Here is a 21239-nt window from a genome sequence, read left to right on the forward strand (position 1 = left end):
GATTTGTTCATGATTAGGATTTTGATGATTATCGCCACTTTACTATTATTATTCGTTAGCTATTATTTATTTAATAAACAGGATATCTTTTTTGTATTGATCAAGAAAAATGACAAAAATCAAGGATTCCTACAATTTTATGGAGCTGCGTATGCTGTTTTAGGCGTTATGGGTATTTTAGCCGCTTTTTTCAATCAACGCTTCATCGCTTTGATCTTTTTATTGATCGTGATTCTCGTTTCTGCCACCTTCAGTATCCGCTTTGCAAAAAAAATTGCTGAACCAAAGCAGTAAATAATTCTCTTTTTCCACAAAGTGTTCTACAATAAAAGAGTACAACACGATTGACTTAAGGAGTGAATGCTTATGTTACAACAATACAAAAAAATCATGGTTGCCGTGGATGGTTCTGATGAAGCTGAATTAGCTTTTAAAAAGGCGGTCAATGTAGCTATCCGAAATAACGGAGAACTTCTATTAGCACATGTCATTGACACACGTTCTTTCCAAACCGTTTCATCATTTGATGGAATGTTGGCAGAACAAGCTACTGAAATGGCAAAGCAAACATTGGCAGATTATGAAAGCAACGCAAAGAAAGCTGGCTTGAATAATGTAACCTCTGTCGTAGAATATGGCTCACCAAAACAACTGATTGCGAAAGAAATCCCAGAAGATAATCAAGTAGATTTGATTATGTTAGGAGCTACAGGATTGAATGCTGTAGAACGTTTATTTATTGGTTCTGTTTCTGAATATGTTATTAGAAACGCGGCTTGCGATGTGCTTGTTGTTCGAACTGATTTAGAAAACCAATTGCCTCCTAAAAAAGACTAATTGATGAAAAGCTGTGTTTCAGAGGGGATCTCAAAAGTAAAACTTTTGAAGATCACTTGTCTGGACACAGCTTTTTTTGTTCTTCAAAAAATAAATTCGCTTATTGAGCGTCTTTCCTCTCACGATTCAAAGAATACTTGGATTCACTCACTTCTTTATATTCAGATCCTTCTGTGTAAAAAATAAAAAAGCATGTCCTCTTAGAAAACGGATATAAAATTATCCATTTTCTAAAGAGAACACGCGTGTATTTTTAGCCGCGCAAACGCTCCACGTCACGGGCAATCATTAGTTCTTCATCTGTTGGAATCACTAATACTCTTACTTTTGATTCTTTTGTAGAGATATCTACTTCTTCACCATGCAATTCATTCAACGCTGGATCGATTTCACAGCCAAACCAAGACATACCTTTAATGATTTCATTGCGTACATGTCCGTCATTTTCGCCGATACCAGCAGTAAAGACGATTGCATCGACACCATTCATCGTTGTCACGTATCCGCCGATATATTTTCGGATGCGATCCACGAAGATATCATAAGCTAAACGAATGTGTTCTTTTTCATAGTTTTTTTCAAGATCACGCATATCGCTAGACAATCCTGTTAGGCCTAGCAAACCAGATTTTTTATTCAAAACATTGATCATTTCATCAATATCAATCTCTAATTTTTCCATTAAGTATGGAAGAACAGCTGGATCGATATCGCCTGAACGCGTACCCATTGTCACACCAGCTAATGGCGTGAATCCCATAGAAGTATCCATGGATTTACCACCATTTACAGCTGTGATTGATACTCCGTTTCCTAAGTGGCAAGTAATGATTTTTAGCTCTTCAATCGGTTTGTTCAATAATTTTGCTGCACGTTCCGATACATAACGATGACTTGTGCCATGGAAGCCATATTTTCTTACTTTGAAATCTTCGTAATAAGACACTGGCAAGCTGTATAAATAATTTTGCTTTGGCATTGTTGAGTGAAAAGATGTATCGAATACAGCTACGCTCAAAATGTCAGGTAAAATCTTTTTAAAGGCTTTGATTCCCATCAGGTTAGCAGGGTTATGCAAAGGAGCAAATTCTGCTAATTCAGCAATGCGGTCCATTACTCCCTCATCGATCACTACTGAATCCCCATAAGTTTCTCCTCCGTGAACAACACGGTGCCCTACACCGGTGATTTCATCATAAGAACTTAAAATTTGCAGTTCAATCAACTGATCTAACAGCATTTTTACTGCTACTTCGTGGTTTTCGATATCCATGATTTGTTCGAATTTTTGACTATCGCCGTACTTGATCGTAAAAATAGAATCTTGTAAACCGATACGTTCGACGATCCCTTTCGCAACTACGGTTTCTTCTGGCATTTGATATAATTGCCACTTCAAACTTGAACTCCCAGCATTGATTGCAATTGTTTTAGACATATGACTCTCCTTCTCGTTGAATGATTACAGAGCAGATGATTTCCAGTTTTTAAACTCGTTGAAAAATTCCGTCACCTTCTCTGGTTCTTTTAGTGAAGCAAGTTTCACAAGCAGTACTTCTTTTACTTGTTTTGCTTGTGGTCCTTTTTTCTGTAAGATCAAAATACTTTTTTGTGATTGTTTGTTGCGGAACAACTCATCTGGCAATTGAATCATTCCTTGAAGATAGCCTTCTTCTTTAAACCATTTTTTGATTTCTTCGCTTTGATCCGTTTCTAAAAAACCGCTTGGCATCAAAAACAAACCAAAACCATCCGGCTTCACGTATTTCATTGATTGCTCCAGCAATAAATGATGTGCATAACTGTGGCCTTCTTCGGTACTTGTTAAAAATTCTTTTGCTTTTTCGTCATTCGGATAATAACCGATCGGCAAATCGCTGATTGCAAAATCGACAGGATCGATTAATAAATCCTGCAACCCGTCTTGATGGAAGTATTGAACATTTGCTTGTGTCAAATCACTTGTAGAAGCTGCCACAGCCAACAATGTATCATCAATATCCACACCAAATCCTTCTGTTTGATACCCCGCATTCGATAGGTTTAAAAGAACTGTTAATAACAAGTTGCCCATTCCTGCCGCAATATCCAGAATCTTAACTGGTTCCTTTTTATTTGTGTATAGTTGTTCAATAAGAAAAACAAATAAAAAACCGATACTATCAGGAGTGAGTTGATGGTTCGCCTGCAGATGTTCTGTCTGGTTGCCCTTCAATAAAAGCAGTTGAGACAATCTGCGCCATTCTTCTGGCTCGAAAGAAAGTTTTTTCAACTCTTCATAAAGAGCTGTGATCCGTTGTGCTGTCTCTTTTGTCGGCACTCCATCCACCACACGTACTTGATAATCATCTATTAGATTTTCTGCATTTTCGACATAGGCTTCTAAAAAGGAAGTTCCCAATGCATTCTGTAAAAGCTGAATAGCTTCCAGGTTCTGATTGAACCCTTGTTCCATTTTTTCTGGTAACATGGTGCACCTCATTTCTAGATATATTATAACAATTTTTTCACCTGTTTAATTCTATCGAACAATTGACAAAATTTCAATCGTTTTCACTGTTTTTTATTTGTGAAACGGCAAACATTTTTTTATTAAAAACAGTGTTATAACAGAAAAGAGGGCGTTTTCACGAACAATTCCTCATTCTGTACCAGTATCTGTATCATTTTTTACTTCTTCTATGAATCGAAAGATAAACGGCGAGACTTCTACCTCCAAGAATAGAGACTGTTGTACCCATTGATATGTTACAGATCCCGTTGTGTAGTAAAAAATCCCTTCCGACTTCTCAGCAAGTATAGACTGTTCCGATAGAGCCATCTGTTTCATTATTTTTGCTATATAATAATTTTTTATTCGTATATTCAGATCCATTGACAAACGATAGCTTTCTAATGCTGCCGTTAATAAAAACGTACATAAAAGAAATAAAAGCAACACAGAAAATAAAATAGAGCCCTTACAACATTTTCTATTGATCATTTTTTGTCCATATGGCATATCCATCTTCTCCATTTTCAAAGTGTACATAAAAAGAAATTGTGTGTTCTTTTTCCAATAATTGAAGCTCAGTGATACTTGTTAACATAGGTTGATGTCCGCCGGAAGTTCTTCTTTTACGTATCATCGTCTGATATCTTTCGATGATGTACTGTTTATCCTCTACAGTGTAATGCAATTGCTGATTTTTCACGGAAACATTGTGACTGCTGTTAAGTTCCTCTTCTAATTGTGCTAAAAATATCAGCCACTCTTTTTGATCTTTACGCTGCAGAAAGTCACTTACTTGGATGGTTTGCTGGATCAAAAGATTGAATGACAGCAATATACTGCTTACTATCATTAGTCCGATTAGACATTCAATCAGCGTAAATGCCGGGATTTCTTGTTTTTTCAATATTGATCGCTTCTTTCTCCATATTGACAAGCACTTTTTCGATTACTCCATTATTTTCGATAATTTGGATATCGTACATAATCATTTCTTCACTTCGCTCTGGTCTTTTGTGATATATCCGCTGTGTCTTGGTATCTTCGTAAACCATTCGAATAAGTAGCATTTCCTCCCCGCTGTTCTTTTCTGCCTGAAGTAAAAAAAGCTGACCAAAACTCACTAAGTACACACAGACGGAAGCAATCATCAGCGCTGTAAGGGACTCTAATAAAATAAACCCTTTTCTATTCAATTCTTTTTGTATAGCGTCCACTCCCCATCTGGAATTGATACGTAATCGTTTGCCCTTTTTCTTCCCAATAAAATTGATACGCTTTTAGTGAACTTTCATTTCCTGTTCCAGCAGCAAAAGTGATGGAAGCATGGCGTTTCAAGGTAATCTCATCAGGAATATCTAATACTTTCCAGCTCGCTTCATCGGGTTGGGACATACGAAAAATGATCTGATTTTCGTCATTGTTCCAATAAAAACCTGTTTGGATTTGGTTCACAATAGCGATTTTTTGAGTGGTATAGATTCGTTTTTCAAACTGGCTGAAAAATTGATAGACTGCCAATTCATTCTTCCATGCAGAAAATGCGAGAACTGGAAAAGAAAGAATTGTTGTAAGCAATAAAATCAGTAAGAGTGACTCAAACAACGTATATCCTGATGCTAATGTTTTACCTTCAAGGTCGCTGGTAGATGTCTGCATGTTCTCGTTTGATATAGCCTTCATTCAATAATTCCTCCACGGTAGGGATTCTTCCATTGTTTTGAAGCGCGTAGAGCTCTTTTTGTGTGTCTACCAACTGAATGATTGCTTCACGACTTTCTTGGTCTACATGATTCCTATAATGTGACAAATTGAGGACAAACAACAGTACTAGTACACTGATGATCAGTAAAACGATCAGCATTTCGATTAATGTAAAACCGCTATAATAAGGTGTTCTTTTCTTTTTCATGGCAAGACCTCCTCGATACTTCCATAAACAGGTAATAAAACAGCAGCATAAACCAGTAAAATCAAAACCGCTACGCCCAAAAAAATGATTGGCTGAATAAAATGCAGCCAGTGCTGAAGTCGTTTGAAAAGCTGTTTTCTTGTCCATTCGCTGTAAAATATCAGCTCTTTCCCTAAATTTCCCTTTGCCTCTCCCTGCAAAATAATCTTGCTGAATTCTTCAGATAGAAAACGGTAATTCTGGAACTGATCAGCTAATGGTATACCGGCCTCCAATCCTTGTATCATCTTGGAAGCAAGGTGTTGAAGGAGACTTTCTTGTTTCGTCTCCTTCAAGCAAACGATGATTTGCCTTAATTCGAAACCTTCATGAAAAAGTTTGCCAATCTCTAGCGACAAATAAGCAGATTGATACAAGGAATATATCGGCCCAATCACCAATTGTCTGCTGATCCATTCACTCCGATCAATAGGAGACAATTTCATCAGCCGATACCTTACTAGAAAAGTCAATAAAGCAACCACGAGGATAAATAGTAGAACGTACCAGTGAAAGACTTGTATCAGCTGAATCCCCCAATGCTCTTCCATAACCATCCCTGAACCAATAAGCTGAGGTAAAACGAGCAAACGCATACTAAATAAGATACCTAGCAAAAAGGTGAGCAATAGCATCGGATAGGCAAGCAGCTTTTTCAAATCATTGCGAAATCCTTCGACCAGACGAAACTGTTTGGCAATTTCCAACAAAGTTGCCGGCAGATTCCCGTGAAGTTCAGCTAATTCGATCTGTACCAGTTGTTCTGCTCCATACCCTGTTTGCGAAAGTACTTCACTAAACGGTTGTCCTTCCTTTAGCTGATGTTGGATGTTTGCCAAAATAGCAGGCTGGAACGAACGGATCGTGAGTAATAAATAAAGGGATTCTTGCAAACTAAAACCAGTTAAAAGCAGTTCTCCCATGGTTTGTGCAAACTGGTTTTGCTGGCTTCTTGTCAGTCCTTTAGAATAGTTCTGACTGCCAAGTTTTTTTCTGAGCTTCTTCATAGCTTTCCTCCCATGATTTTTTTACTGGTTCTTCCTCCATAAATTGATAACTCCACAAGACAGAAGGATGATGATCGGCATCTTCCAAAAGTTCTTGATAAATGACTCCAGCTAGACATTCAGATAGCTCTTCTTTTTTCTTTGTTAGTTCATGGATTCTGATCAATGTACCTTCAAGATTGCGTGCATGTACGGTTGCGAATACCCGATGTCCCGTTAGTGCAGCTCTTACCGCAGCATGTGCAGTTGATTCATCTCTTATTTCGCCAATGATCAACAAATCAGGGCAATGCCGTAATGCGAGCTTCAAAAGTGTGTCATAAGTCTGTGCTATTTTGGGATTGATCTGCAATTGCAGAAAGAATGGTTCTTCGATCTCTACAGGATCTTCAATCGTGATTACTTGCCGTTTTTCTTTCAAAGCTAACCGATACATCAATGACGTCTTTCCTGACCCGACTGGTCCGCTGAATAGATATAATCCACGTCTAAAGGTTTTCTGCAAAATAGTTTCAAAATCTAGAGAATTAAAGCAACGATGAGGTGTTTCAGAAATACCGTATAATAGCCGAATCACTAAGCTTTCTCGTTGAAGGTAATCTCCTACAGAAGACAGTCGTAACCGAACCTTCTGTTTTTCTAAAGAATAGGTCAATGCACCTAATTGAGCTTTTCTTTTTTCTCCGATATCCATTTGTCCCAAATACTTAAGTCTTGAAATCAATTGCTGGCCATCTGCCGAAGATACTTCCTTCCAGAATGTTCGTTTTTTGCCATAGCGAAAATAGATGTAAAATACTTCTGAAGCTGGCAAGACATATACGTCTTGGGCATGTTTGGCGAAACTTTCACTTATCATTTGATCGGATAATCGTTTTATTTCCATTATTCTCCCCTCCACAAAAAACATACGTCTTTTTGAACTTTTTGTTTCAAATAAAATGAATTTATTAAAAAACATTGGCAAAAAACGAATTTATGTTATACTTATAAAAATTTATCTTGGGAGGCATTCCATTGGAATCAACATTAAAGAGATACATCGAAGTAGCAAGTAAAAAAAAGCCCGCTGATCTAGTGATCAAACAGGCTAAGATCGTCAATGTCTTTACGAAAGAGATCATGGAAAAAGATGTAGCGATTTACGAAGGAATGATCGTAGGGATTGGTGAATATGAAGGAAAAAGCGTACATAATGCTAATGGGCAATATCTAGTACCAGGATTCATTGATGGCCATGTGCATATTGAAAGCTCACTTTTATCACCAAGTGAATTTTCAAAAGTATCCTTGCTTCATGGAGTCACTACTGTAGTAACAGATCCCCACGAAATAGGAAACATCGCTGGGAGTACTGGTCTTCAATTTATGATAGAAGACGCAAGACAAACGCTTATGAATATTTTCTTTATGCTCCCTTCTTGTGTACCTGTCACCCCATTTGAGACAAATGGTGCAAATCTAAATGCCAAAAATCTGGCACCTTTTTTACAAAATCCCGAAGTTTTAGGTTTAGCTGAAGTCATGAACTATCAAGCAGTAGCAAATAATGAAGCAGATATCCTAGAAAAGATCCAGTTGATGCACCAGCATAAGAAAAAGATTGACGGACATGCAGCTGGTATCGGCATGGAAGAATTAAATGTTTATCCCGCAGCAGGTATTCGGACGGATCATGAAGCTACAACTGCAAAAGAGGCTAAAGAACGTTTGGATCTTGGTATGTATTTAATGGTTCGAGAAGGGACCGTTGCAAAAGATCTGGCCTCGCTACTACCGGCGATCACGCCTGATAATTCAAGAAGATGCTTCTTTGTCACCGATGATAAACTCATCAATGATTTAGTTAAAGAAGGATCAATTGACCATATCGTCCGTCAAGCTATTTCAATGGGAATTGATCCATTACAGGCAATCCAGATGGCAACATTGAATGCAGCAGAATGTTTTGATTTGAAAACACTAGGTGCGATTGCTCCTGGGTATCAAGCTGATTTCTTCTTAACAGACGATCTTACCAAGCTGCCAATTCATGAAGTTTTCTATAAGGGAACATTGGTCGTCCAATCTGGTCAACTCGAAGACCATTTATTTGCTGATCATTCAAATCCATATACATGCTGTCTACCAAACCTAAATGCTCAACCATTGCACCCTCGTTCGTTAGAGCTGCTTCTCCCTTCTTCGCAAGCCCATGTGATCGAAATTATCCCGAATAGTCTCGTCACGAACGATTTGGTAGAAAAAGTGGACCGACAAGGCGAACGATTCATTCCTTCAATCGAAAAAGACCAATTAAAGATTGCGGTGATCGAGCGTCACCATCAAACCGGAAATATTGGGTTAGGCATCGTAAAAGGATTTCAGCTGAAACAAGGGGCGATAGCGACAACGATTGCTCATGACTCTCATAATCTAGTTGTCGTGGGGACAAATGATGAGGATATGCTGTATGCTGCTAATCTTTTGATTCAAAAAGGTGGCGGGATGACTGTTGTCAACAAACAGAAGGAAATAGCTTGTCTTCCTCTACCGATAGGCGGCATCATGACACAGGAACCTTTTTTGGTCGTCAATGAACAGCTGAATGAATTAATAGCTGAAACACATCAACTAGGGGCAGCTAAAACCTTTGATCCTTTTTTGACACTTTCTTTCTTAACCTTATCTGTCATACCCGAATTGAAGATCACCGACAAAGGATTATTTTCATTCTCTCGATTCCAATTGATTCCACCTTGTTGAAAACCGAGGAAATAGGTATATCTTAAATCAAAAAAGTCCCAGAAAATGCACATGACAGATGTAATGTGTTTTCTGGGATTTGATTTATATTTTTATGAAAGTAAAAAGTTCATTCACAGACTTTTCTTTTTGGCCTTATCTTGAAATCGAGCTTCTACTCGATAAATACGTTGACCTTTCGAAGAAAATTTTTCTTCATACTCCGTCATAATATTGCCTTCAAATTGACTTTGATGCAAATCCAACCATACCTGTTTGAGGATCATGCCATATTGAGAAAAACTTGCCAGCGAATACTCAAACAATCCTTGATTATCTGTTTTGAAATGGATTTCTCCATTTGGGCGAAGGATCTGTTCATCTACAGCAAGAAAAGTTTTGTATGTCAAGCGCCGTTTTTCATGTCGTTTTTTCGGCCATGGATCAGAAAAATTCAGATAGATCTGATCTACTTCGCTGTCAGCGAAATATTCTGTCAATGCTGATCCATCCACATGCAGAAGCTTCAGGTTAGGAAGCGGTTGTTCGATCAACTTGTCTAATGCTATAGAAACAACACTTACTTGCATTTCTACTCCAATATAATTGATTTCAGGATGGGCTTTTGCCATTCCAGTAATGAACTGGCCTTTCCCCATTCCAATCTCAATGTGGATTGGATGATCGTTTCCAAACAATTCATTCCATTTTCCCTTCCACAATGTTGGATCACTAATTACAAAATTCGGGTGAGCCGCTAGCATTTCCGCTGCTCCCGGACGATTTCGGACACGCATTATTTATCTCCATTCCTTTCTCTAATTAAAAAGGTCTGGCCAAATCTCCGCAGAGTTTGGGCCAAACCTCAGCCACTGAAAATTCGTTTTAATTGTAAAATTTCTTCGTTCATTCGTCGATGATCTTCACGTTTGCAGTATCTAGTGATTTCTTGGAGCAAATTCATGGCCGCATACCAGTGAAACTTTTCAAGCATTTCGTCAGTCGGACGTATGCCATAACTGATCAGCCATTGATTCCAACTGGATAGAGGCACATAATTTCCTAAAATCGTTGCAATATCTACCGCAGGGTCTGCAAACATGATTGAATCCCAATCCACGAGATATAAATAATTTTTACATACTAACCAATTTCGATGATTTACATCTCCATGCACTACTGATAGATTTTCCTTATCTATCGGCGGGATCTGCTCACGAAGAAATCGATGGACGATTTGCAGAAATTGATTTTTCTGGAGTTCTTCTGGTAATTCTTTTTCATATTTTTGCAACATCTTCTCCGGCGTCATAACACGTCCGCCGATACGGGTCAGCATGGTTTTAAGAGAATTTGAATGATGTAAATGGTACAAAACATCAATTACGTCATTTCTTTGACCAATCTCATTAGGAGTTAGCAAGCGGCCTTCTAGCCATTCTTGTGCTGTCAAGGTATCGCCATTCCCCGTTCGTTTTGTCCAAACAAGTTTTGGTGTAATTCCTTCCCTTGAAAGAGCAGCCAACATCGGAGTCGTGTTTCGTTTAATAAAGACTTTGTCTTCATCACGCATGCCTATGTATGTTTTTCCTGTATCGCCTTTGATGGGACGTAACCGCCACTCTTGGTCTAACTGAAACTCCATCATGCATTCTCCCGTCCTCTTACTCTTTGTTTTGCAGTACTTATTATTCTAGTCGCCTGATCACTACACGTCAAGCACATATACGTTCTTTTTCATTTATTTGCCATTCAAAAAACCGACTTTTCTCAAAAAAAAAATAGAACGAACAGCATTCTTACTGTCAACGCTCTATTTTTCAGTTCATTTTTAACCTACACAGCTTTGTTTTCAGTCTGACATCTTCTTCAAACGAGTTGGTACATATAGTTTAACAAAGAGACCCGTAACAATCAAATAAGCCGCTAGCGGAACCCATCGCTGCTGACCATCCAATACGACTGCAGCAATCAACCCAAAGATAACCGATGCGATAACTAATACCCATGTGAGCAGATACTGGATCGCCTGCTTCTTCTGATTCTCATGGATCGGATAAAGCTGAACGAGCACCATATAGCGGAACTGGCTCGCTAAAGGCAACAATTGGAACCCGATCAAATATAAAAATAAAGAACCGATTATCAGACTAAAATAAAAGTCGATCACTCCGAAAATCAATAGCCCACCTATAATTACTAACCGGAAATAAAGACCACTAAAATCAGAACCTCTTGCCAATCTTCTTGCAAACAAGTAAAGATAAGTGTTTTTTGATTCTCTCTTAATATGAGTCAATAGAGGATCCAAGTAGCGTCTTCTTTTTACCTTTGCCGTAATTTCAGGAACATCGGTGAATAAATTAATAAATTGATAGATTTGATGCAACCTTTGTTCTTCTACGTGCACCATTTTCTCCCAATCCAATCCTTTTTCCTGTTGCTTCCACAAAAACCAGTAATATAGACTTGCCTGTACCAATGCACCTGCTACCCCTGCCCAGACCAGCCAATAAAATGAAAGAAGCAAAATGAGCATAGAAGAAAGTAACCAACCTGTTTTCCAATAACGAATGACCTGTTGATCTAGCCGAAACAATTCTGCTCGCTTGATTTGCAGATGACTGAATTTCAAACTCCATAATATGATCAGATAGACGAAAAACATCGAAAAGACTTGCTGAGTACTAACCACCACTAATGGCATAGCAAATCCGCATGCCAATATCAAAAGGATCATCGGAAAAATGCAAGAATAGCGAAAAGCTCGTTCCAAATAGGTCTGCATTTCTTTTTCTTTCGGAAGTAAAAAAACAATATCTGCTGCCTCCGCAAAAGTAGCCATCTTGCCTACAAATAAACAGAGCATCCAAAATACAGAGATTATCATCCCCCCAAGTGCAAAAGGCGGATGCAAGGTTTTCAACCAGCTAGAATAGTACAATCCCACGCCACCAATTAAGAAAAGACAAACTAAAACAAAATGATCGTTCAACACATAGCGCATATATTTCATCATTTTCTTTTGATGCCTTGCTAAACGTTTTTGAAAAAAACTACTCATGTGCCTGCTCCTTTGTTAAAGCGATATAGATTTCGTCCAAAGAAGAATCCGGCAGATGAAATTCTTTTCTCAACATCTCAAGGGTCCCATCTGCTCGTATCTCTCCGTTATGTAAGACCACAAAACGGTCACAGTATTTTTCTGCAGTAGCTAAAATATGCGTAGACATCAAAATACCGGCTCCTTCTTTTTTCATCTCTACCATCAATTCAAGCAGCGCATTGATAGCTAGTGGGTCCAATCCTAAGAATGGTTCATCAATGATATATAAAGAAGGCTCGATCAAAAAGGCGCATAAGATCATCACTTTCTGCTTCATCCCTTTTGAAAAATTAGCCGGAAACCAGTCAAGGCGATTAGACAAACGGAAAGTCTCCAACAGCTTTTCAGCTCTTTTCATTGCTGTATCCATAGGTATATCATAGGCCATCGCAGTGACTTCGATATGTTCCCTCAAAGTCAATTCTTCATATAAAGAAGGCGTCTCTGGAATATACCCAATTTGTTTACGATATTCTTCTGTATTTTTCTTTAAAGATAGATGATTGATTTCTATCGTTCCCTTTGAAGGTTCCAACAGACCGATAATGTGCTTGATGGTTGTACTTTTCCCTGCTCCGTTCAGCCCGATCAATCCTACTATCTCTCCAGGCTGTACGTTGAAACTGATGTCTTTTAACACAGGGAGATGGCCATACCCTCCTGTGACATGATCGATAATTAAACTCATTCTTTTTCCTCCGCCATTTATTTTTATTTATTATACCACGAAGAAAATGACGGTATTTTGTTTTTTTCCTTACAATGGCTTTAACTTATGGTAAAGTTAAGCTGAAGTATTTATTTTTTATGGAAAGGATGTTTTTTATGGAAAACTGTATTTTTTGCAAAATCATCAATCAAGAAATCCCAAGCTATAAAATTTATGAAGACGACAAAGTCTATGCTTTTTTAGACATTTCTCAAGCAACGAAAGGACACACGTTAGTTGTCCCTAAACGTCATGTAGCAGATATTTTTGAATATGATCCTGAACTTGCAGGAGAAGTTTTTTCACGTGTGCCTAAGATTGCTCAAGCATTAGAAAAAGCTTTTCCAGAAATGAAAGGTCTTAATATCTTGAATAACAACCGTGAATTAGCTTATCAATCTGTTTTTCATTCACATATCCATTTAGTTCCTCGCTATAGCAAAGAGGACGATTTTTCTATCCACTTTGGCAACCATCAAGACAGTTATGGACCAGAAGAACTAAAAGCTATTCAAGAAACAATCGTAAAGCAGGTGCACAGCGATGATTAAAAACTTTTTCAAAGGACTGTTATTCGGAGCTGCTGCTGGAACTGTCGGAGGTCTGTTATTTGCACCTAGGAGTGGGAACGAAACAAGAAAAAAACTGATTGAAGAACTGGAAGAAGCAACCACTCTGACAAACGATTTAAATAACAGCTTGGATCATTTTAAAAGCGCATTGATTGAGACAAAAGAAACAGCTGAATCTGTGATTCCCGCTTTCCAAGAAGCCATCAAAAAAGATATCGAAGATTTTAAATTCCAGGCCGAACCACGTATCGCCCAAATCAATGAACAAGTAGAAAAACTAACAGCTGATCTGCCTGAGTATCCTGATCAAATACAATAATGATCATTTTCTCAACAGATACGACTCTCTAATAGAGGAATAATTGCACATTTCCTAGGAATGTGATGAAATTTTGAATTTTGTTTGAAACTATCACGAGAACGCTTTTAAAGGGCATGGGATATGGTATAGTTAATATATAAAAAATAATAACTAATTACAGGAGTGCAAACATTAATGAAAAAAAAATCAATTATTTTGGCAGCTACTAGTGCGTTGGCTGTTTTAACTCTAGCGGCTTGTTCAGGCGATACCAATAAAGATATCGCAACGATGAAAGGCGGAACGATCACTGTATCTGATTTCTACGATGAAGCAAAGCTCGAATCATCGAACCAATCATTAGTACAACGGATGATCATCTATAAAGTATTCAATAACAAATACGGCGATAAAGTAACAGATAAACAAGTGGATGCAGAATACGACAAACAAGCGAAATCTTTAGGTGATACTTTTGAATCACAATTAGAAACTGCTGGGTATACGAAAGATTCTTATAAAGAATATATCCGTAATAATCTAGCTTTTGAAGCTGGTTTGAAGGCTCATGTAGATATTACAGATGATGATTTGAAAACTGCTTGGGAATCTTTCCATCCAGAAGTAGAAGCACAAATCATCAAATTATCAAGTGAAGATGAAGCCAAAGATGTAAAAAAATCAGCGGACGATGGGGATGATTTCTCTAAATTAGCCAAAGACAAATCGACTGATTCAGAGACAAAAGAAGATGGCGGTAAAGTCAAATTCGACTCGACGACAACAACCATTCCTGCAGAAGTAAAAGAAGCAGCTTTCAAATTGAAAGACGGCGAAGTCTCTGACGTTATTACTGCAACAAATACTACTTCTTATGCAACAGAATACTATGTTGTCAAAATGGTGAAAAACCAAAATAAAGGCAACGACATGGATAAATACAAAGATCAATTAAAAGAAATCGCTACTGAAACAAAATTAAGTGATAATACATTCACGACTAAAGTAATCGGTGAAGAATTAAAAGATGCAAATGTAAAAATCAAAGATGATGCCTTTGAAAATGTGTTGAGTGCATTCACAACAACTTCATCAAGTACGAAAGACTCAAGTGAAGCCACATCTTCAACAAAGAGCTCTGACACAAAATCAACTGATTCAACAAAAGAATCTTCAACTGAAGAAACAACTGATTCATCAAAATAAAAGAAAACAAAAAAAGCGAAGACTTATGTCTCGCTTTTTTGTTTTGAATGAAAAAAATAAATTTTTGCTATAAATCTTTTGGTACATAGAAACTTCGGTTGTCCATACCGAAAATCCGATCTGTGTATTTTCCTGGTTCTGTTTGACGAATCGAAGTCAACATCATCTGCATGGAAGCATCAATATTGTCGATTTGATGTAATATTTCTGCTTCCATTATTCTTGGACGTACAGGTGAACCATATTCTAATAGGCCGTGATGTGCTAAAACCATATGTCGTAATACGAGAACGTCTTCGTCAGCTTCGCTGATTTTCAGCGCAAGACAGGCTTTAGTTATTTCTTCGTCAATCAATACCAAATGACCGATTAAATTCCCTGCAAGCGTATATTCTGTCGACATAGGACCGGAAAGTTCGATCACCTTTCCTAAATCATGCAAAATGATACCCGCATATAATAATGGTCGATTCAACTCAGGATATTCATCGGCAATTGATTTTCCTAAGTGAAGCATTGTCAAAGTATGATAAGCTAATCCACTGGCAAATGCATGATGGTTTCTTTTGGCTGCCGGAAACTCAAAAAATTGTTTTTGGTATTTATTGAGTAGATAGCGAACGATCCGATTCCAATGTGCATTTGTGATTTCAAATAATAATTGATTGATTTCTTCTTCCATTTCTTCTTTCTTCAAAGGGGCTCTTTCCATGTATAAACTAGGTTCCCCTGGCTCATCCATCCTTGTTAAACGCATGTGAAGAATCTTTACTTGCGGGTTCCCTTGATAAACCTCTCTTTTACCGTTTAGAAAAACAACTGTGCCAGCTGTAAATTTATTGATTTCCTCTTCCGAAGCATCCCAGTACTTGCCATCGATGGTACCTGAAGTATCTTGGAAAGTAAAAGCAATAAATTTTTTTCCGTTTTTAGCGATTCTTACATCTGCACTTTTGATCAGGACAAATTGCTCAAACTGCTCATCGATTACTAAATCACGAATTTTTTTCATTATTTGCTCCTTCTAATTGTTTTACGGTTTGGTTCATCTCATGGTAATAGCTTACCATTTCTTTATCAGAAGAAAAACAAATTATTTGATACTTTTCTCCAAATTTAGCTAAAAGTTCAGCTAATTGATACTTTCGCTGATGATCATAATGAAGCCAGCCATCATCTATGATGATCGGGCATATCGAACGATTGGCTTCTAACGAGAGGTAAGCAAACCTCATCGCCATAATCAGCTGATCTTTCGTACCTGTAGACAACTCATAGATTGGAAAGTCTGTATATCCGTCTGTTAAAGTCAGTGTATCGTTTTTCAGTAATATCTTCTGATAATTTCCTTTTGTTAAAATACCTAAATAATCACCCGCTGCTTTTAACAACTGAGGTAATTGTCTCTCACTCATCTCTGTTGAAAGATCGCCTAAGAATGTCCCTGCGATTTCAAATGCGCCCCATTCCTCCAGCAATTCCTGCAATTTTGCTTTTTGTCGGCTAGCTTGTTGATAGAGTTCGTCCAATGTGCCGTCTCTTTGCAGCTCTTCTACTTGAATTTGGAGTCGTTGCCGATTTTCACTTGCTTCTTTTTCTTCTTGCTGTAGTTGGCCTTGTTTTTCTTTCAGTTGCCGCAGTCTTACAGATAATTTCTCTTTCGTCAGTTCTTCAGGAAACAGTGGACGAAGCATTTCTGACAGTTCATTGTACCTTTTCATCTGCTGTTCGGCTTGTTTGGCTTTTTGTAAAAAGACAGGTACTTCCGAAGGATAAGATAATCCAGCTTGGCTCAATTGTTCGCTGTATTCTTGTATCCATACTTTTTGTTTCTTTTTCAATTGATTGATTTCTTGCTTCAATAAAGTATTTTGCTGATAGCTTCTGGCAAATTTCATCTGTTCCATTTCTTGGATAAAACGGGAAAGCATAGCCATTTTTTCTGAGATCGTCTTATCTTGTATGGGTAGCCATTCTTTAACAAACTCAAATTTCTGATCGATCTGTTGTAGTTTTTCTTGGATTTCCTGCTCTCTTTTATGTTTCCGCACAAATACGCCATACAATTTCTGATAATCTATGACTTCTTGCCCATATTCTTTCATGAGTTTGAGTGTATCCATCTTTCCTAAGTGCCGATGATCAGCAAAACGATATACTTCTTGCTGAAGAATCTGTTTTTCTTCTTCGATTCTCTTTTGTTTTTCTTCTGCTTCTGCTAATTGGGCTAAAGCTAAATCAAGCTGACCTAGTTTTTCTTGCCACATTCCTTTTATTTCTGAGAAATCATTTTTAGGTTTGACCTTTGGTTGCTGTTTGTAGAAGAAATAGCCCACCATGCCTGCACCAATCAATAAAAAGACCACTTTTAAGGGCATTGGTACAAATATACCTGCAATGATTATTGCTCCGCCAGCAATTAGCATATAGGGTTTAGATGAAGGGGTTGGTGCTATCTCTGACTGATTTTGTAATAATGCTGGATAAGTCTCTTCCAACTCATTCACTTCTGCTTCGATCATTTTTTGCTGTTCTTTAGCTATCTGGAGACGCACAGAAATCTGGCTTTCTAGATCAGCAATCCTTCTTTCTTCAGCCAGAAGATTCTTCCACTCTTCTTCATATAAAAATTCTTCCGGTAACGGATTTTTCTGCCACTGCCATCTTTGTTCCAAAATCTTCAATTCTGAATTTGTTTCTCTAGTCTCTATTTGAAGTCTTTGCCATTCTTCGCTTAATTGTTCCGTTGTAAACTGGAGTTGTTGGAGGTCTTTTAGTTCTTGCTCCTGCTCTAAATAAAAATAATATCTAGCTGACTGCTGATCCATCCCGCTATGCTTTTCCAGAGTTGCTTCTAATTCTTCTAAACGCTCATTTGTTTGCTGATACCGTTTGGAAAAAGACTCCAGATCAAGAAGAAGTTGTTCATCAGGAAGACCTGTGGCGATGTTTTTTTTGAGGGATTGCCATTCTTCATATAAAGAAAAATTGAGTTCTTGCTGTCTGGCTAGTGCAAATTGTTTATTCGCCTCATGTAGTTGTTCCAGTAACTGTTGCTGTTGCGACTCGTATTCCTGTTCTTGTTGGATCAACTTGCCAAAATAAGCTTCCTGTTCTTGTTTTAGATGGATTTTTTCTTGAAGCTCTTTCCATTCATTTAATTTTTGATTGATCAGCAGTTTTTGGCCTTTTTTCTTGAATAACTGTTGTGCTTTCTGATAATATTCTTGTCTTTTTTGGAATACTTGAGAACTGCCCGTAATCCCTAAAGAAATCAGTGCATCATGTAGCTCTTTTTCTCTCAAGTGATCTAGTTCCATCAACTGTTCTTGCTGGAAAGTAAATACCTGCTGGAATAACTCTTTCGTCAAAGGTGCAATCAGTTTTTCTAGTAATTCATCACTTCCAACTTGGTTCCCCAGCCATACCTTCGATTTTCCACGATTTTGCTGTTTACAGCGCTCGACAGCAAACTCACCGTATACAGGATGTATAAGCCATATTTTGCCGCCATAGGCTGAGCCGTCTTTTGGTGTATAATCCTTTTTTTTACGGCCTTTTGAAGGGAATCCAAATAAGATGGCTTGGATAAATTGATAAATCGTTGATTTTCCTGCTTCGTTTCCCCCATAGATCAGCTGATTGCCTGAATAAAAATCAAAACTTTTTTGACGCCATTTTCCAAAAGCAGCAATCTCGATCCTTAAAATCTTCATTCCTGATCCTCCTCAAATAAAAAATCTTGATTAAGTAGCTGCTTGGCTTTTTCAAGTGTTTCTTCTTGATATTCCGGCAGTTCGCTCAATATTTTAGCCGCTTCTTGGTGACTATATACTTCATTTAAAATTTGTTGGAAATCTTGAGGTGTCTGATAGTATTGAAATAGCTGTTCCATCAATTTAGCAGAAGCAGCAAGTGGAATCTTCGCATAAAAAGTATCCTCCATGAGAGAAATACGCCAAATAAATAAATCCCTTATCCTATCTGAAAATTCCTCTAACAGATAATCTAATAACTCTCCTGATTGTATTCTCTCTAGAACATCTGTATTGAGATGGTCATAATCTTTTAATTTTATCTCAATTAAACTAAACCCATCTTCTACTTTTGAAAGTTGCTGACGAATATGAACAATGACCTCTTTTGTCGTTTTCGCTTGCCTCAATGATATTTCCTTTGTCTTCCAATAGACCTCTGCTACTTTAATCGGATGTATTTGACAACTGCCTTTACTTAATTCAACAAGTAGAATGGACGTAGAAGTTTGTTCTTTTTTAGTGTGTCCTTGAGGCGCACCTGGATAAACGATGGTTTGCTTTTCATTTAAAACTGTTGGCACATGGATATGCCCCAAAGCCCAATAATCGTATCCTTTTTCTTGCATTTTTGAAGGTTGGAAAGGGGCATAGTTCCCTTTTTGCGAGGTACCAGGTTCCCCATGATACAAACCAATATGGTAATCTGTGAGTTCTCTAGAAGGAAATTCCATCACTTTGTCTTTTTGAATCCATGGTTGTCGATAACTGAATCCACTGAGAGAGACAGTTTCGCCACTTTTTATCGTTATTTTTTTTGTCTCTACCGTTTCGGATGTAAATAAATGGACATTTTTAGGAAAGGAGAACCAATACCGCTCTTTTTGATAGAAATCATGATTTCCGAATATTATAAATACAGGTATATGGTTTTTTTCTAACCGTTTCATCTGTTCTGAAAAATGTTTCTGTATTTTTAATGAAGGACGATTTTGATGAAAATTATCTCCTGCAAGTAAAACAAAATCAACGTTATTTATTATTGCCTGTTCAATGATATTTGATAAAACGGTCAGATTCGTCTTCAATAGTTTTTCCTGTACAGTTTTATCTAGAGTTGTCAGTCCTTCAAATGACCGATCCATATGTAAATCTGCCGCATGGATAAATTTCACCATTAAAAATTCCCTCCTCTTTTTCTTTTATCATACCATTTTCAATGTTTTTTTTCATCAATAACCGAAAATTTGTTCGTATTATGCAAAGAAATTACGATAAATGGCTGGCTTCAAAAAATGAGTTTATTCGAAAAAAGATTGTGACATGATTTTTGTCACAATCCTAAATATTTATATTCTATACTCCCTAAATTAGTTTATATGGTAAGAATTCTTTCAAAGGCTTGAGATACTCCGTCTTTATCGTTTGAAACGGTAATATAATCAGCTTTTTTCATGATCTCTTGATGACTATTTCCCATTGCAAAACTAATATCTGCACTCTCAAACATAGATAAGTCATTTAAACTATCTCCGATCGCGATTCTCAAAGGTTTTTTTAAATTGTAGATTGATTCCAAACGATCAAACACCGTGCCTTTCGATACATTTTGAGGCACGATTTCAATGTTTACAGGTGCTGATTCAGTAACAGTCACATTTAGCATCTTTTTCAAACGGTTAAATATATTCGCTTTCAATTGACGATTGGGAATAAAAATAAAAAATTTGTAAATGCTGATATCATCCTTTTCTATAATTTCTTCAATATTATTATAAGGAATAGAACAAATAGATTTTTCATACTCAAGCTCATAGTTCAACTCCTTGACAGAAAATTCACTACCTACCTCGTGAAAGATTTTTTTCATTTTATTTTTATAGTTCTGCGATTCATAACTTCCGAGATTCGTATATATTTTAGTTGGAAATTTCGATATGACAGAATCAATTTTTTTTACATCCTTTTTATCGAAAAAAGACTCAAATATCTTTTTTTCTCCATCAAATCCAACAGAACCATTTAATCCTACTGCTGGAACCATTAAACCAGATTTTTTGAGAATATTATTAATGTCTTCTACTTCTCTTCCAGAACAAATGAATGGAAAACAGTCTTTAGGTAAATGTTGCATTGTTCTTGCATTTTTTTGACTAATGCTCTGGTCAGAATTCAAAAGAGTACCGTCTAAATCTATACCAATTAGTTTCATTTCATCCATGTCTCCTATACGTTAATTATACATTCACTGCTGATTATAAGTCTAAATTTCTCACAAAACATATACTAATTATACCTAATTTAAGTAAGTATAAGAATCATTTTAAGAATAGGAACGGACATTTGTATACTGTTCTCTATATTTTTGATTTATAAATAAACGTGTATTGTATCAAAATCAATTATATCGTTATTTTATAATAACCAACTATAAAAAAACGAAGTAGGTGAAAACTAACTTCGATATTCATAGAAGACTCTATTAGTTCAATTTAGTAAAAGATTTAAACAAAAAAAAGATGAACTATTTCTAGTTCATCTTGTTACCTTTGCGTGGCGACGTCCTACTCTCACAAGGGG

The 21239-nt window shown here is 37.1% G+C and carries 23 protein-coding genes; 6 read left to right on the top strand and 17 right to left on the bottom strand.

Going from position 1 to position 21239, the window contains the following annotated elements:
- The first annotated feature begins 9 nt into the window (after nt 1-9).
- Nucleotides 10-294: a hypothetical protein gene (locus tag HMPREF2731_RS09900; RefSeq protein WP_002291361.1), complete on the top strand. Its 285-nt coding sequence runs from the start codon at nt 10-12 to the stop codon at nt 292-294.
- 72 nt (nt 295-366) lie between these two features.
- Entirely contained in the window at nt 367-837 is a 471-nt protein-coding gene (locus tag HMPREF2731_RS09905) for a universal stress protein (protein ID WP_002291356.1), read from the top strand.
- Nucleotides 838-1090: 253 nt separating this feature from the next.
- Here the strand turns inward: HMPREF2731_RS09905 and HMPREF2731_RS09910 are convergent, their stop codons facing one another.
- The 9 genes from HMPREF2731_RS09910 to comGA all read right to left on the bottom strand — a co-directional run bounded on the left by HMPREF2731_RS09910 (nt 1091) and on the right by comGA (nt 7172).
- Complete coding sequence (locus HMPREF2731_RS09910; protein ID WP_002291355.1) at nt 1091-2275, bottom strand: acetate/propionate family kinase; 1185 nt, start codon at nt 2273-2275, stop codon at nt 1091-1093.
- 24 nt (nt 2276-2299) lie between these two features.
- The gene (locus HMPREF2731_RS09915) at nt 2300-3307 is read right to left on the bottom strand and encodes a class I SAM-dependent methyltransferase (RefSeq protein WP_002291354.1); all 1008 of its coding nucleotides are present in this window, start codon (nt 3305-3307) and stop codon (nt 2300-2302) included.
- A 171-nt stretch (nt 3308-3478) separates the two neighbouring features.
- Nucleotides 3479-3838, bottom strand: a complete 360-nt coding sequence (gene comGG / locus HMPREF2731_RS09920) for a competence type IV pilus minor pilin ComGG (protein WP_002291353.1) — start codon at nt 3836-3838, stop codon at nt 3479-3481.
- Nucleotides 3810-4235 (bottom strand): competence type IV pilus minor pilin ComGF, encoded by a 426-nt coding sequence (comGF, locus tag HMPREF2731_RS09925; protein WP_002328904.1) that lies wholly within the window; start codon nt 4233-4235, stop codon nt 3810-3812. The genes comGG and comGF overlap by 29 nt, the downstream gene beginning before the upstream one ends.
- Nucleotides 4198-4545 carry a hypothetical protein gene (locus HMPREF2731_RS09930; protein ID WP_002291351.1) on the bottom strand — a complete coding sequence of 116 codons (348 nt, stop codon included), beginning with the start codon at nt 4543-4545 and terminating at the stop codon, nt 4198-4200. The genes comGF and HMPREF2731_RS09930 overlap by 38 nt, the downstream gene beginning before the upstream one ends.
- The gene (comGD, locus tag HMPREF2731_RS09935; protein WP_002291349.1) at nt 4517-4987 is read right to left on the bottom strand and encodes a competence type IV pilus minor pilin ComGD; all 471 of its coding nucleotides are present in this window, start codon (nt 4985-4987) and stop codon (nt 4517-4519) included. Before comGD ends, HMPREF2731_RS09930 begins: the two co-directional genes overlap by 29 nt.
- Entirely contained in the window at nt 4962-5240 is a 279-nt protein-coding gene (comGC, locus tag HMPREF2731_RS09940; RefSeq protein ID WP_002335453.1) for a competence type IV pilus major pilin ComGC, read from the bottom strand. Before comGC ends, comGD begins: the two co-directional genes overlap by 26 nt.
- Complete coding sequence (comGB, locus tag HMPREF2731_RS09945; protein ID WP_002291347.1) at nt 5237-6286, bottom strand: competence type IV pilus assembly protein ComGB; 1050 nt, start codon at nt 6284-6286, stop codon at nt 5237-5239. Before comGB ends, comGC begins: the two co-directional genes overlap by 4 nt.
- On the bottom strand, nt 6243-7172 hold the full coding sequence (gene comGA / locus HMPREF2731_RS09950) for a competence type IV pilus ATPase ComGA (RefSeq protein WP_070872887.1): 930 nt from the start codon (nt 7170-7172) through the stop codon (nt 6243-6245). Before comGA ends, comGB begins: the two co-directional genes overlap by 44 nt.
- A gap of 131 nt (nt 7173-7303) precedes the next feature.
- Here comGA and ade point away from each other — a divergent pair, with 131 nt between their 5' ends.
- Nucleotides 7304-9031: an adenine deaminase gene (ade, locus tag HMPREF2731_RS09955; RefSeq protein ID WP_002291345.1), complete on the top strand. Its 1728-nt coding sequence runs from the start codon at nt 7304-7306 to the stop codon at nt 9029-9031.
- Nucleotides 9032-9144: 113 nt separating this feature from the next.
- Here ade and trmB read toward each other — a convergent pair whose 3' ends face one another.
- From trmB to HMPREF2731_RS09975, 4 genes are all read right to left on the bottom strand, one after another.
- Nucleotides 9145-9807, bottom strand: coding sequence for a tRNA (guanosine(46)-N7)-methyltransferase TrmB (trmB, locus tag HMPREF2731_RS09960; RefSeq protein ID WP_002291343.1), 663 nt, complete (start codon nt 9805-9807; stop codon nt 9145-9147).
- Between the two features lie 68 nt (nt 9808-9875).
- Nucleotides 9876-10658 carry a phosphotransferase family protein gene (locus tag HMPREF2731_RS09965; RefSeq protein WP_002291341.1) on the bottom strand — a complete coding sequence of 261 codons (783 nt, stop codon included), beginning with the start codon at nt 10656-10658 and terminating at the stop codon, nt 9876-9878.
- A gap of 204 nt (nt 10659-10862) precedes the next feature.
- The gene (locus HMPREF2731_RS09970) at nt 10863-12074 is read right to left on the bottom strand and encodes an ABC transporter permease (protein ID WP_002328902.1); all 1212 of its coding nucleotides are present in this window, start codon (nt 12072-12074) and stop codon (nt 10863-10865) included.
- Complete coding sequence (locus HMPREF2731_RS09975; protein ID WP_002291338.1) at nt 12067-12804, bottom strand: ABC transporter ATP-binding protein; 738 nt, start codon at nt 12802-12804, stop codon at nt 12067-12069. The genes HMPREF2731_RS09970 and HMPREF2731_RS09975 overlap by 8 nt, the downstream gene beginning before the upstream one ends.
- A 137-nt stretch (nt 12805-12941) precedes the next feature.
- On the opposite strand from HMPREF2731_RS09975, the gene HMPREF2731_RS09980 reads away from it, so the two are divergent.
- From HMPREF2731_RS09980 to HMPREF2731_RS09990, 3 genes are all read left to right on the top strand, one after another.
- Nucleotides 12942-13376 carry an HIT family protein gene (locus HMPREF2731_RS09980; RefSeq protein WP_002291337.1) on the top strand — a complete coding sequence of 145 codons (435 nt, stop codon included), beginning with the start codon at nt 12942-12944 and terminating at the stop codon, nt 13374-13376.
- Nucleotides 13369-13716, top strand: a complete 348-nt coding sequence (locus HMPREF2731_RS09985; protein ID WP_002291336.1) for a YtxH domain-containing protein — start codon at nt 13369-13371, stop codon at nt 13714-13716. Before HMPREF2731_RS09980 ends, HMPREF2731_RS09985 begins: the two co-directional genes overlap by 8 nt.
- A 177-nt stretch (nt 13717-13893) precedes the next feature.
- Complete coding sequence (locus tag HMPREF2731_RS09990) at nt 13894-14904, top strand: peptidylprolyl isomerase (protein ID WP_002291335.1); 1011 nt, start codon at nt 13894-13896, stop codon at nt 14902-14904.
- Nucleotides 14905-14971: 67 nt separating this feature from the next.
- On the opposite strand, the gene HMPREF2731_RS09995 is transcribed toward HMPREF2731_RS09990, so the two are convergent.
- From HMPREF2731_RS09995 to HMPREF2731_RS10010, 4 genes are all read right to left on the bottom strand, one after another.
- Nucleotides 14972-15916, bottom strand: coding sequence for a 3'-5' exoribonuclease YhaM family protein (locus HMPREF2731_RS09995; RefSeq protein WP_002291331.1), 945 nt, complete (start codon nt 15914-15916; stop codon nt 14972-14974).
- Entirely contained in the window at nt 15900-18620 is a 2721-nt protein-coding gene (locus HMPREF2731_RS10000) for an ATP-binding protein (RefSeq protein ID WP_070872889.1), read from the bottom strand. Before HMPREF2731_RS10000 ends, HMPREF2731_RS09995 begins: the two co-directional genes overlap by 17 nt.
- Nucleotides 18617-19837 carry a metallophosphoesterase family protein gene (locus HMPREF2731_RS10005; RefSeq protein WP_002291329.1) on the bottom strand — a complete coding sequence of 407 codons (1221 nt, stop codon included), beginning with the start codon at nt 19835-19837 and terminating at the stop codon, nt 18617-18619. Before HMPREF2731_RS10005 ends, HMPREF2731_RS10000 begins: the two co-directional genes overlap by 4 nt.
- 197 nt (nt 19838-20034) lie before the next feature.
- Entirely contained in the window at nt 20035-20880 is an 846-nt protein-coding gene (locus HMPREF2731_RS10010; RefSeq protein WP_024635847.1) for a Cof-type HAD-IIB family hydrolase, read from the bottom strand.
- Nucleotides 20881-21239: the final 359 nt, after the last annotated feature.

The organism is Enterococcus sp. HMSC072F02 (genome assembly GCF_001837725.1).
Taxonomy (GTDB): domain Bacteria; phylum Bacillota; class Bacilli; order Lactobacillales; family Enterococcaceae; genus Enterococcus_B; species Enterococcus_B lactis.

What these genes read in the sequence shown, in the direction of transcription:
- comGG (WP_002291353.1), bottom strand. Translation starts at nt 3,838, where the DNA reads ATGCCATATGGACAAAAAATGATCAATAGAAAATGTTGTAAGGGCTCT.
- HMPREF2731_RS09905 (WP_002291356.1), top strand. Translation starts at nt 367, where the DNA reads ATGTTACAACAATACAAAAAAATCATGGTTGCCGTGGATGGTTCTGAT.
- HMPREF2731_RS10005 (WP_002291329.1), bottom strand. Translation starts at nt 19,837, where the DNA reads ATGGTGAAATTTATCCATGCGGCAGATTTACATATGGATCGGTCATTT.
- HMPREF2731_RS10010 (WP_024635847.1), bottom strand. Translation starts at nt 20,880, where the DNA reads ATGGATGAAATGAAACTAATTGGTATAGATTTAGACGGTACTCTTTTG.
- comGA (WP_070872887.1), bottom strand. Translation starts at nt 7,172, where the DNA reads ATGGAAATAAAACGATTATCCGATCAAATGATAAGTGAAAGTTTCGCC.
- HMPREF2731_RS09980 (WP_002291337.1), top strand. Translation starts at nt 12,942, where the DNA reads ATGGAAAACTGTATTTTTTGCAAAATCATCAATCAAGAAATCCCAAGC.
- HMPREF2731_RS09975 (WP_002291338.1), bottom strand. Translation starts at nt 12,804, where the DNA reads ATGAGTTTAATTATCGATCATGTCACAGGAGGGTATGGCCATCTCCCT.
- comGB (WP_002291347.1), bottom strand. Translation starts at nt 6,286, where the DNA reads ATGAAGAAGCTCAGAAAAAAACTTGGCAGTCAGAACTATTCTAAAGGA.
- HMPREF2731_RS09910 (WP_002291355.1), bottom strand. Translation starts at nt 2,275, where the DNA reads ATGTCTAAAACAATTGCAATCAATGCTGGGAGTTCAAGTTTGAAGTGG.
- trmB (WP_002291343.1), bottom strand. Translation starts at nt 9,807, where the DNA reads ATGCGTGTCCGAAATCGTCCGGGAGCAGCGGAAATGCTAGCGGCTCAC.
- HMPREF2731_RS10000 (WP_070872889.1), bottom strand. Translation starts at nt 18,620, where the DNA reads ATGAAGATTTTAAGGATCGAGATTGCTGCTTTTGGAAAATGGCGTCAA.
- comGD (WP_002291349.1), bottom strand. Translation starts at nt 4,987, where the DNA reads ATGCAGACATCTACCAGCGACCTTGAAGGTAAAACATTAGCATCAGGA.
- HMPREF2731_RS09900 (WP_002291361.1), top strand. Translation starts at nt 10, where the DNA reads ATGATTAGGATTTTGATGATTATCGCCACTTTACTATTATTATTCGTT.
- HMPREF2731_RS09965 (WP_002291341.1), bottom strand. Translation starts at nt 10,658, where the DNA reads ATGATGGAGTTTCAGTTAGACCAAGAGTGGCGGTTACGTCCCATCAAA.
- HMPREF2731_RS09995 (WP_002291331.1), bottom strand. Translation starts at nt 15,916, where the DNA reads ATGAAAAAAATTCGTGATTTAGTAATCGATGAGCAGTTTGAGCAATTT.
- HMPREF2731_RS09970 (WP_002328902.1), bottom strand. Translation starts at nt 12,074, where the DNA reads ATGAGTAGTTTTTTTCAAAAACGTTTAGCAAGGCATCAAAAGAAAATG.
- comGC (WP_002335453.1), bottom strand. Translation starts at nt 5,240, where the DNA reads ATGAAAAAGAAAAGAACACCTTATTATAGCGGTTTTACATTAATCGAA.
- HMPREF2731_RS09990 (WP_002291335.1), top strand. Translation starts at nt 13,894, where the DNA reads ATGAAAAAAAAATCAATTATTTTGGCAGCTACTAGTGCGTTGGCTGTT.
- HMPREF2731_RS09985 (WP_002291336.1), top strand. Translation starts at nt 13,369, where the DNA reads ATGATTAAAAACTTTTTCAAAGGACTGTTATTCGGAGCTGCTGCTGGA.
- HMPREF2731_RS09915 (WP_002291354.1), bottom strand. Translation starts at nt 3,307, where the DNA reads ATGTTACCAGAAAAAATGGAACAAGGGTTCAATCAGAACCTGGAAGCT.